The 11,693-nt window shown below is 45.1% G+C and carries 9 protein-coding genes; 5 read left to right on the forward strand and 4 right to left on the reverse strand.

Going from position 1 to position 11,693, the window contains the following annotated elements; genetic code table 11:
* Positions 1-64: 64 nt before the first annotated feature.
* The 4 genes from leuD to leuA all read right to left on the reverse strand — a co-directional run bounded on the left by leuD (position 65) and on the right by leuA (position 4,911).
* Positions 65-667, reverse strand: a complete 603-nt coding sequence (gene leuD / locus NL626_RS16190) for a 3-isopropylmalate dehydratase small subunit (protein WP_005383071.1) — start codon at positions 665-667, stop codon at positions 65-67.
* A gap of 11 nt (positions 668-678) precedes the next feature.
* Positions 679-2,079 (reverse strand): 3-isopropylmalate dehydratase large subunit, encoded by a 1,401-nt coding sequence (gene leuC, locus NL626_RS16195; RefSeq protein ID WP_239932122.1) that lies wholly within the window; start codon positions 2,077-2,079, stop codon positions 679-681.
* 110 nt (positions 2,080-2,189) lie between these two features.
* Positions 2,190-3,281 (reverse strand): 3-isopropylmalate dehydrogenase, encoded by a 1,092-nt coding sequence (gene leuB, locus NL626_RS16200; protein ID WP_005379683.1) that lies wholly within the window; start codon positions 3,279-3,281, stop codon positions 2,190-2,192.
* Positions 3,282-3,363: 82 nt separating this feature from the next.
* On the reverse strand, positions 3,364-4,911 hold the full coding sequence (gene leuA, locus NL626_RS16205) for a 2-isopropylmalate synthase (RefSeq protein ID WP_005379685.1): 1,548 nt from the start codon (positions 4,909-4,911) through the stop codon (positions 3,364-3,366).
* A 517-nt stretch (positions 4,912-5,428) separates the two neighbouring features.
* On the opposite strand from leuA, the gene NL626_RS16210 reads away from it, so the two are divergent.
* The 5 genes from NL626_RS16210 to NL626_RS16230 all read left to right on the forward strand — a co-directional run bounded on the left by NL626_RS16210 (position 5,429) and on the right by NL626_RS16230 (position 11,593).
* Positions 5,429-6,226, forward strand: a complete 798-nt coding sequence (locus NL626_RS16210) for an SH3 domain-containing protein (protein ID WP_085569670.1) — start codon at positions 5,429-5,431, stop codon at positions 6,224-6,226.
* Positions 6,227-6,377: 151 nt separating this feature from the next.
* Complete coding sequence (locus NL626_RS16215) at positions 6,378-6,926, forward strand: phosphatase PAP2 family protein (protein WP_017820266.1); 549 nt, start codon at positions 6,378-6,380, stop codon at positions 6,924-6,926.
* 3 nt (positions 6,927-6,929) lie between these two features.
* Positions 6,930-7,976 (forward strand): MJ1255/VC2487 family glycosyltransferase, encoded by a 1,047-nt coding sequence (locus tag NL626_RS16220; RefSeq protein ID WP_005379691.1) that lies wholly within the window; start codon positions 6,930-6,932, stop codon positions 7,974-7,976.
* A 555-nt stretch (positions 7,977-8,531) separates the two neighbouring features.
* Positions 8,532-9,491, forward strand: coding sequence for a LysR family transcriptional regulator CalR (gene calR / locus NL626_RS16225; RefSeq protein ID WP_005379693.1), 960 nt, complete (start codon positions 8,532-8,534; stop codon positions 9,489-9,491).
* 293 nt (positions 9,492-9,784) lie between these two features.
* A complete protein-coding gene (locus tag NL626_RS16230; RefSeq protein WP_005379694.1) occupies positions 9,785-11,593 on the forward strand; it encodes a long-chain fatty acid--CoA ligase in 1,809 nt (602 codons plus the stop codon).
* Positions 11,594-11,693: the final 100 nt, after the last annotated feature.

The following is an 11,693-nucleotide window of genomic DNA, read 5'->3' on the forward strand; positions in this document are numbered from 1 at the left end:
TTACCCAAAACATTAAAAGGGCCGACAATTGCCAGCCCTTGATTTGTGTATTTACTAACGCGTCTTAACGTAAGAAGCTTGGAATATTTGCTTCGTACTCGGCAATCTTATCTTCGTGCTGAAGGGTTAGACCAATGTTGTCCAAACCGTTTAGCAAGCAATGACGACGGAACGAATCGATTTCAAAACCATATTCTTTGCCGTTGGCACGAACGACATTCGCTTCTAGGTCGACCTCGACTTCTGCACCTTCATTTGCCTCAACAAACTGGAAGATTTCATCCACTTCTTGTTCAGTCAAACGAACTGGCACCATTTGGTTGTTGATCGAGTTGCCGTAAAAAATATCGGCAAAGCTTGGTGCGATCATCGCTTTGATGCCGTAATCCGCTAGTGCCCACGGTGCGTGCTCACGAGATGAGCCACAGCCGAAGTTTTCACGAGCCAGCAAGATAGACGCGCCTTGGTAGCGAGGTGCGTTCATCACGAACTCTGGATTTGGCTGTTCGCCAGCATCGTCTAGGAAGCGCCAGTCATGGAATAGGTGCTTACCAAACCCTAGGCGGGAGACCTTTTGTAGGAACTGCTTTGGAATGATGGCATCAGTATCAACGTTCGCTGCATCTAGAGGAACAACTAAGCCTGTGTGTTGTTTAAAGCCTGACATTGGTTTGCTCCTTAGTCTAGTTCACGAATATCTACAAAGTGACCAGCAATTGCTGCTGCCGCTGCCATCGCAGGGCTCACTAGGTGGGTACGGCCATCACGACCTTGGCGGCCTTCAAAGTTACGGTTTGAAGTAGACGCACAACGTTCATGTGGACCCAAACGGTCATTGTTCATTGCTAGACACATCGAGCAACCTGGTAGGCGCCACTCAAAGCCCGCTTCTTTAAAGATAACGTCCAAGCCTTCCGCTTCTGCTTGCGCTTTTACTTGCTCAGAGCCAGGAACGATTAGCGCTTGAACGTGAGGCGCGACTTTGCGACCTTTCGCTACTTCAGCGGCTGCGCGCATGTCTTCGATACGTGAGTTAGTACAAGAACCAACGAAGACTTTATCAACGTTGTAATCAGACAATGACTTGCCTGCCTCTAGGCCCATGTAAGCCAATGCTTTTTCTGCCGATGCTTTTTCTACTGGGTCGGCAAAGCTTTCTGGTGCTGGGATCGGTTGATCTACTGCGATCACTTGGCCTGGGTTAGTACCCCAAGTGACTTGTGGTCTGATATCCGCTGCGTTTAGTGTCACGACTGCATCAAACTGAGCATCATCGTCCGTTTTTAATGTCTTCCAATATTCTACAGCGGCATCAAAATCCGCACCTTGAGGTGAGAATTTACGGCCTTTGATGTATTCGAATGTGGTTTCATCTGGCGCAATCAAACCGGCTTTCGCACCTAGCTCTATCGCCATGTTACATACGGTCATGCGGCCTTCCATTGAAAGGTCAGTGATCGCTTCACCACAGAATTCAACCACGTAGCCTGTACCGCCAGCTGCTGTAGTTTCACCGATGATTGCTAGCACAATGTCTTTCGCCGTGATACCCGGAGCCACTTTGCCTTTCACTTCGATCTTCATCGTTTTAGCGCGCGCTTGTTTTAGCGTTTGAGTTGCTAATACGTGCTCAACTTCAGATGTTCCAATACCAAAAGCGAGAGAGCCGAACGCACCGTGTGTAGCAGTGTGCGAGTCACCACAAACAATGGTCATGCCTGGTAGGGTAATACCAAGCTCTGGGCCCATAACGTGGACAATACCTTGGTATTTGTGGTTAATGTCATAAAGCGTTACACCAAACTCTTCACAGTTTTTCGATAGCGTTTCCATCTGGATACGAGCCATCTCACCGGATGCGTTGATGTCTTTGGTGGTTGTCGAAACGTTGTGGTCCATGGTGGCAAAAGTTTTGCTGACCTGACGCACTTTACGACCTTTTTCACGCAAGCCGTCAAATGCTTGCGGAGACGTCACTTCATGTACCAAGTGACGGTCGATGTACAAGATTGGGTTTTCCCCTTCTGCTGCGACGGCAACGTGTGCGTCGTAGACTTTTTCGTATAATGTTTTGCTCATTGTTTGCTTCCTTTCCTCATTATCCTTGTTGCTTTGTTTTAGCACCAATGACTTAGAGGTAAGTCATTGGTGGATAGAGGATTTAGTATTTATTATGAATCTGTTCTGTATTAAGAGTTTAAGATGTACTCAGCGATCTTATCGCCCATCTCAGACGTCGAAAGTGCTGGGTTGTCACCAGCAAGGTCACCCGTAAGCTCACCCGCTGATAGTGCTTTTGAAACTGCCGCTTCAATGTCTTGTGCCGCCGTTTCCTCACCTAGGCTATAACGTAGCATCAGTGCCGCAGACAGGATTTGTGCCACAGGGTTAGCGATGTTCTTACCTGCGATATCTGGTGCACTGCCACCTGCTGGCTCGTACAGACCGAATTTGCTTTCGTTTAGACTTGCTGATGGCAACATACCCATAGAGCCTGTGATCATCGCGCATTCATCAGAAATGATGTCGCCGAAGATGTTTGAACACAGCATTACGTCGAACTGAGCAGGGTCTTTGATAAGCTGCATAGTCGCGTTATCAATGTACATGTGTGACAACTCGACATCTGGGTAGTCTTTTGCGATTTCTTCGACTACTTCACGCCATAAGATAGAGCTTTGTAGAACGTTCGCTTTGTCGATAGAGCACACTTTCTTGCGACGTAGACGAGCAGACTCAAAAGCGATTTTTGCAATACGTTCGATCTCAAAGCGGTGGTACACCTCAGTATCAAATGCTTTTTCTGTTGCGCCTTCACCTTCACGACCTTTCGGTTGGCCGAAGTAGATACCACCCGTCAGTTCACGGACTACCACGATGTCAAAGCCGCGACCCGAGATGTCTGCACGTAACGGTGAGAAAGCTTCAAGACCTGAGTGAATTTGCGCTGGACGTAAGTTACAGAACAGTTGGAAGTGTTTACGTAGCGGCAGTAGGGCACCGCGTTCAGGTTGGTCATTTGGTGGTAAGTGCTCCCACTTAGGGCCGCCAACCGAGCCGAATAAGACTGCATCAGACTCTTCACATGCTTTTATTGTGCTCTCTGGAAGTGGACAACCGTGATTGTCGATCGCGATACCACCGACATCATGCTCGTCACGCTCAAACGCAATACCATGTTTCTTTTCGATTGCATCCAATACTTTATGTGCCTGCGCCATTACTTCCGGGCCAATGCCGTCACCGGGTAGGACGGCAATTTTGTACGATTTGTCTGTCATGTTAATCCTTTAAGTTTTCTAATTTTGAGCTTAATTATTTCAACGAGCGTGTTCTTTCCTGAGCCGTGTAGCCCGGTTGTTATTACACAGTCGCAATCTTTTTCTGCTTCATTTCTTCGATTTTATCTGCACGATGAATGCTGTTAATAACGTGCAATAATGCTTGGCCGGAAGCCTCAACGATGTCGGTGGAAACACCCGTACCGTGGTATTTGCGACCTTTGTAGTTGGCAATGATGTCTGCTTGACCCAAACCATCTTCACCTTCGCCTTTCGCGGTTAGGTCGAATTTATCCAGAACGATGTCGTAGCCTGTCACGCGGTAGATACATTGGTATAGCGCATCAACTGGGCCATTACCGACCGCTGCTTCACACATTTCTTCATCACCGCATTGCATTTTGATGCTGGTGGTAGCCATTACGCTGCCAGACTGCACGCTTAGGTAGCTCAATTTGTAGAAGTCATCTTCTTCACGCAAGTTCGAGAAGTGCATTAGGGCTTCTAAGTCGTAATCGAACACTTGGCCTTTGCGGTCAGCAAGTTTCAAGAAATCCGCATACAGTGCGTCTAGGTTGTACTCGTCTTCGTTGTAACCCATGGTGTCCATATGGCTCTTCACGGCAGCGCGACCGCTGCGGCTGGTTAAGTTCAGAGCTTGGTTTTTTAGGCCAATAGACTCAGGGGTCATGATTTCGTAGGTATTCTTATTCTTCAACATGCCATCTTGGTGGATGCCTGAAGAGTGGCTAAACGCATTTGCACCCACAATTGCTTTGTTGCTTTGAATAGGCATATTGCATAGCTGGCTAACCAACTTACTGGTGCGGTGAATTTCATCATGCTTAATGCCAGTGTGAACGCCCAAAAACTCTTGACGAGTCTTGATGATCATTGCGATCTCTTCAAGTGAACAGTTACCCGCTCGCTCTCCAATGCCATTGATCGTGCCTTCTATCTGACGTGCGCCAGCTTGAACGGCGGCAATAGAGTTGGCAACTGACATCCCCAAATCGTCGTGACAGTGAACGGAGATGATCGCTTTATCAATGTTCGGAACGCGGTTAAATAGGGTTTCAATAATCCCACCAAACTCACTTGGTACCGTGTAGCCAACGGTATCTGGAATGTTGATTGTACTCGCACCTGCATTGATGGCGGCTTCTACCATGCGACATAGGTTGTCTATAGGAGTACGACCTGCATCTTCACAAGAAAACTCGACATCATCAGTGTAGTTACGCGCATGTTTAACGGCGTTGACTGCCATTTCTAGTACATCGTCGTAGCTGCGGCGTAGTTTGTCTTCTACGTGAATGGTGGAAGTGGCTAAAAATGTGTGGATACGGAATTGGTCGGCCACTTTTAAGGCTTCAGCGGCAGCATCAATGTCTTTCGCAACGGCACGCGAAAGGGCACAAACTCGACTGTTTTTTATGTTTTTTGCGATGGTTTGTACAGACTCGAAATCACCTGGTGAAGAGATTGGGAAGCCAGCTTCGATAACATCAACGCCGAGTCTTTCCAGCGCATAGGCAATCTGCAGTTTTTCTTTAACCGTCAAGCTTGCTGACAACGCTTGCTCGCCATCACGCAATGTGGTGTCGAATATAATGACCTGATCGTTCATGTTTGCTTCCTTCCTGATTTCTGCACTTTCGCGCAAGTGAATCGTTTACTTCCAGTATTTAGATATAAAAAAACCCGCATTCTCATGCGGGTTCTTAGAAATTGGTGTGGTTATTTTTCTTCCACAGCCTACCCGCGCGAACTGGTCACGATCAGGAGGAGGCTAAGCAGGATAGAAAAATGAGCTGACATAGTTGTTAAGCTTTCCACATAATTAAGTTAACAAATTAGTACCGCACTCCATGAAGCGCGTCAACCCTAAAGTCGATTTTTTATTCATATCGGATGAGTCTTTTCATTTGCTTGAGAAAAATGATGCACTAAGTGAAACGACATGATGCGATAGAAACGTGCTAGAAGAAGTAAGTTCTCATCAAGTTTGCGACGTTTCATTACCAAAACAAGCATCGGGATTGCGACTTGTCACACAAAGGTCCGAATTGTTTGGCAAAAGTTTTGAATGACCATTTATAGTAGTGCAGTTGCACTAGGTAAAAGAAATAAGGGTTAGGGAAAGAATGAGGTTAACAAAACAATTTGGACGTTCAGCCATAGTATTTACTCTGGTCAGCTTGTCGGGTTGTCAGCTGTTTCAATCGCAGACCTATGTGGAAGTGGCTTCCCCCGTTGTTATGAATGATCATTCGCAGAGCGTCATGGTTATCAATGATCAAATGGATCGATTTTTGAGTTATGAGGGACGCGAATCGTTCTTGAATCAGATGCTTGTTGCCCTTGAGTCTGACAGCCGAAATAAGTTTAAAGGTAAAGATCCGGAAACGTATTCTTGGTGGAAGATCCGTGTTCAACCTAGTGAGAAACAGCAAGCGGAAGTTTTCCGACCAACCACTGAAGGTGTCGATACCTCAAACCCAGTAGAGTTTATGGATGTTTCTTACCGCTCTAAGACCACATTAAACCTACGCTCCAAACCGAGTCTTGAAGGGGAAAAGCTTGGCGTATTATCGAAAGGGGAAGTCTTTAATGTGCTAGCAAAAGTGGTTGATCAACCTTGGTTTCTCGTTGAACAGAAAGGAGTGATAAAAGGTTATGTCCATAAGGATTATGCGCGCAGCAATGTGATAAATCGTGACATTTTATCTACACAGCCTAACCCTTTACTAGAGCCTAACTCGAGTAAAACGGAGCAAACGAGTATAGAGCATGAACTGTCGGGAAACTATACTTGCCGCTCACTGAGCTATGAGCTAACAAAAGATGGTGACATGACGACAGGCTCTTTGCGCGCCTGCCGCAAGAAGAGAAAAGTCTGGTATATAGATACCCCTCAACCGCAACCAGCAAACCCTTCTTAGTGTTCTATTTTATGGTTATGCCCAATAGATAAATTGTTGGGCACACTTTAATTTGGCCTTTGTCATTAATTGTCCAAACTCCCGTCATGCTGTTGTCACCTAAACCTCCTACTTTTCACACAAAGGCGTTGTCAAAGTAAGGAAAGGTCACATGCGAACCATAGAGACAATTACACAGCCAATTGCAACCATTGCTAAGTTTGATTTAGCGCTCTCTAGTGTTTGTCTTAAGCACCGTTTTAATCAAAAAGTCGCCAATATCAGCAAAGGAGTCTCCCACAGTGGTGACGGGCACCTTTACTTGGTGTTGGGTTTATTAGCTTGGTATTTAGATAAGGAGCAAGGAGTCTGGTTTTTACTGGCGGGTTTACTTGCTTTTGCTATCGAGCTACCAATTTATTGGACGCTGAAAAATAGTTTTAAGCGTCGTCGCCCTGAAGAGCTTAGTGCACTCCTTCCTGCTTTTATTACCCCCTCTGATCGCTATAGTCTTCCTTCAGGACACACTGCCGCTGCGTTTGTCATGGCGACGCTGATTGATCATTTCTATCCGAGCCTAGGCGTTGCTGCATTCTTTTGGGCAAGTTTAATCGGAACCGCGCGAATCTTATTGGGTGTGCACTTTTTTACCGATGTCATCATTGGTGCACTGCTTGGCAGTCTTTGTGGTGGATTAGCGATTGCGATGTTAGGAGGCTAATTGATGAAAATCTTGTACGGTGTTCAAGGGACAGGAAACGGACATATTGCACGCGCAAGGGCGATGAGTCATGCGTTTAAAGAGCACGATGTTGAGGTCGACTTTTTGTTTTCTGGGCGAGCGCCGGAAAAATACTTTTCAATGGAAGCATTTGGCGATTACCAGACTCGCCGAGGCTTCACCTTTATTACCGAAAAAGGCTCTGTAAACTACGCGAAAACAGCATTGAATAACAATTTGGTGCAGTTTTTCAAAGAAGTTAAGCAACTCGATCTATCGTCCTACGATCTTATCATTAATGATTTCGAACCTGTGACTGCGTGGGCAGCGAGACAACAAAATAAGCCTTCTATTGGTATCAGCCACCAAAATGCTTTCCGTTATCCGGTGCCACTAAAGGGAGCAAGTTGGTTAGATAAATCCGTCATTGAATACTTTGCGCCTTCTCAACATCACCTTGGTTTGCATTGGCATCATTTTGATCAACCTTTGTTACCACCGATAGTGCATACCGTCGATAGCCAAGCAGAAAACGACGACTTCGTGTTGGTGTATCTACCGTTCGAATCGATTGAAGATATCTCGGACTTATTGTTCCACTTTAATCAACAAGCGTTTATCTGTTATCACCCGGATGTGATCGAATGTGAGCAGGTAGAAAACATAGAACTGCGCCCTTTATGCCACAGCAACTTCCAGCATCATTTGCATCGCTGTAGTGGTGTCATTGCTAATGGTGGGTTTGAGCTTCCTTCAGAAGCCTTGTCTTTGGGGAAAAAATTGTTACTAAAGCCACTCGCGGGTCAATTCGAGCAGCAGAGCAATGTTGCGACCTTAGAAGATTTAGGGCTTGCGATGTCGATGGAGAGCTTAGACATTTCCGCAGTACGCCAGTGGCTAAAGGAGCAACAAGCCGAAAGTGTGAAATACCCAGATGTTGCTCAGGCTATTGTTCATTGGGTACTGCAAGGTGCATGGGATTCAAAAGCAGAGTTATCCAGACAGCTGTGGGAGCAGGTTGATTTTCCAAGTTACGTGTCGAACATTTAAGTACGTTGTTCTAAGTACATTGTTCCTTCCATTTTTGACACGATTTTGTTGCAGCCTTTCTGTTTGGAAGGCTGCATTTTTATTCTTCCTCTCTCATTTCTATTCAGTGTGTATTTGCTGATAATTTGACTGATAAGTGCAAAATTCAATCAGAGATATAGCTGTCATCTGTTGTTCTTATTCCAACTAATAACTGAGCTAAATGCATGCTTGTGTTGACCGCCTGTCCTATCAATTTGCTAAATACGTCATCAAAGAATGCATTTTTACGTGTTTTATAGTTTTTTATGTTTTTATCAAGTATTTGTTATTTAAAAAATAAATACCTAATTGGCTAAAATTTACTGATTAAATATCAATCTAGTTGCGAAACCGCAATCGATTAGTTGATAGTACAGTTCGAGCCGGAAGTATCCGGACGATAAATATAATAAAAAGTTAGGTTATCTATTCGTAAAATGATTCGAATCCAGCCGCCGTCTTTTGTGCGAGATGGGATTCTATTCGTTATGAATTTAATGAACAAAGTTGACGATTACAAAAGAGGCGCACTCAATGTTAGAGAAGAAAGACGCGATGAGCGCAATTGCTAGCTACCGTATGGAAAGCACTTTGCGTGGTGTAGATTTAAACCTACTGACTGTATTTGATGCTGTAATGCAAGAGCAAAATATTACTCGTGCAGCACATAACCTAGGCATGTCTCAACCGGCAGTAAGTAACGCCGTGGCACGCTTAAAAGTGATGTTTAACGACGAGCTATTCATGCGCCAAGGCCGTGGTATTCAGCCTACGCAACGAGCTCGTCAACTGTTTGGCCCTATTCGCCAAGCACTACAGCTGATTCGCAATGAACTTCCTAGCTCTGTATTCCAACCAGAATCTTCGACTCGCTTATTCAAGCTTGCGATTTGCAGCCCTTGTGACATGCGTTTTGCTCCGAAGATCATGGCAAAAGTGAATCAACAAGCACCAAACGTTCAGCTTCACCTAGATGCAGAATTTGACCGTTTGTTGTCTGAGCGTATGCGCTACCAAGAAATTGATTTCGTGATCGACTACGCTCGTTTTGATGAGCAAGGTTTCTCAAGTACTGAAATCTTCAAAGATGAATTAGTGGTTATCGCATCAAAAACACACCCACGCATTCAAGGTGGTGTGACGGCTGAGCAACTGCTTAACGAAAAGCATGCGAAGTTATCGAAAGTGCATGGCCAACGTAGTTTCTCAGAGCAAGCGTACCGTGAACTGGATTGCCAAGCGGCGTATGAAGGTTCTAGTTTAAGCAACCTACTATACGTGGTGGGTCAATCTGAGCTTGTGACTATTGCACCACGTTGGATGGCGGAAAATGCGGTAAACAGCGATCAACTGCAAATTCTTGATTTCCCATTTGCGAACAAAGAAATCAGCGGCTTCTTAAGCTGGCATGAATCAAGCGAAAAAGATAAAGGCCACATTTGGCTGCGCGATCAACTGATGATCACTTGTGGTGAAGTCGTTGCCGCAAAATAAGATGACGTTTGGTCTTCTCGATTAGACCATATTGGTAATCATCAATTTTTACAATTCATTGGTCCCCGAGCGATTTTTGTCTCTCGGGGCTTTTTGTTTTCGTAATCAACAATCGAAACAGTAAGTTAAATAGAGTAATCATTCAGCAATTTGAGGTACGTTCGCGACGTATAAGTGATAGTTGTCTCTTATTAGTGATAAGTTTGATACTGGTCAGTTGCGTTTTAGCAAGCCGTGAGTACACTTGTTCGCTCAATTAGCTTACGCCTGTAAGCCAAAAGGTAAGTAAAAGAATGGCCAAGTTAGATTTTCATATCGTTAAACGTATTCGTGAACAAATTGCGAACGGTGGTACACGCGTTGCACTCAAGCATAAAGTGGGTGAGGAGTGGCAAGGTATTACGTGGACGCAATTTGGTCAGCAAGTTGATGCTTTATCACTTGCACTTTTGGCTCAGGGATTAGGAGTCCAAGATAAGATCGGCATTTTCTCGAACAACATGCCGCAATGGACGATCGCTGATATCGCAGCACTGCAATTACGCAGCGTGACAGTACCTATTTACCCAACCAATACTGCCGCCCAGTCGGCGTACATCATTAACAATGCAGACGTCAAAGTTCTGTTTGTTGGTGAACAGCCTCAATTTGATGCAGCAGTGAGCATTTTCGACCAGTGCGAACAGTTAGAGCTCATTGTTGCGATGTCTGATGATATAGAACTTGGCGATCATGATTTCGTTATCTCTTGGCAAGCATTTGTTGCCAAAGGCGACGCTACATATCAAGTTGAATTGGACGCGCGTTTAGATCAGGCAAAAGAAGATGATCTACTCACGCTGATCTACACCTCGGGTACAACAGGCCAGCCAAAAGGCGTTATGTTGGACTACGCAAACATTGCGGCGCAATTGGAAGGACACGATCAGCGCTTGAGCCTTTCTCAAAGTGACGTGTCATTATGTTTCCTTCCGTTGTCACACGTATTTGAGCGCGCTTGGACCTTTTATGTATTGTACAAAGGGGCGACCAACTGCTATTTGCAAGACACCATGCAAGTACGTGATGCACTGAGCCAGGTGCGACCTACCGTGATGTGTGCCGTACCGCGTTTCTATGAGAAGATCTTCTCTGCGATTCACGAGAAAGTGTCTCGCGCGCCGATTCACCGTAAGATCATGTTTACTTGGGCAGTCAACATGGGCGCAAAAATGGCCGCTTGTCATCAAGAAAAACGTCAGCCATCGCTCTTGCTGCGTAAGTCATACGCTTTGGCGGATAAGTTGGTTCTGAGCAAACTGCGTGCGCTACTTGGCGGGCAAATCAACTTTATGCCTTGTGGCGGTGCAAAGTTGGATGAAACCATCGGTCGATTCTTCCATGCGATTGGTATCAACGTTAAGTTGGGCTACGGTATGACTGAAACCACGGCGACAGTATCGTGTTGGGATGATAAATGTTTTAACCCCGACTCTATTGGTATGTCGATGCCTGGCGCACAGGTTAAGATCGGCGAAAACAACGAGATTCTGGTTCGTGGTCCAATGGTGATGCGTGGCTATTACAAAATGCCAGAAGAGACGGAAAAGACCTTTGATGAGCACGGTTTTCTAAAAACGGGCGACGCTGGTTACATTGATGAAAATGGCAACTTGTTCATCACCGATCGTATCAAAGAGTTGATGAAAACTTCAGGTGGTAAATACATCGCTCCACAAATGATTGAAGGTGCGATTGGTAAAGACCACTTCATCGAGCAAATCGCAGTCATTGCGGATACTCGTAAGTTTGTTTCTGCGCTTATCGTGCCTTGTTATGACTCGCTAGAAGAGTACGCGAAAGAGCTGAATATTAAATATCACGATCGCGTTGAGTTGATTAAGCACCACCAGGTGGTCGAAATGCTTGAGAAGCGTGTGAACGATCTTCAAAAAGAGTTGGCAAAGTTTGAACAAGTGAAGAAGTTTAAATTGTTACCAAGAGCTTTCTCTATGGATGATGGTGAGTTAACGCCAACTCAAAAACTTCGTCGTAAAGTCATCAATGACAAATACCAAGATGAAATTGAAGAAATGTATAAGGAAAAGTCGGATAAAAAGTAACTTAAGCTGACTTAGGTTTTATATTGATGAAAAAATCCCCAGTGATGTGATCGCGCATTGCTGGGGATTTTTGTTTGCATTGATTTTTTCTGCTTTGCTC

Origin of the sequence: Vibrio sp. Y58_MX_L22, from assembly GCF_024181865.1 — a bacterium.
Taxonomy (GTDB): domain Bacteria; phylum Pseudomonadota; class Gammaproteobacteria; order Enterobacterales; family Vibrionaceae; genus Vibrio; species Vibrio alginolyticus.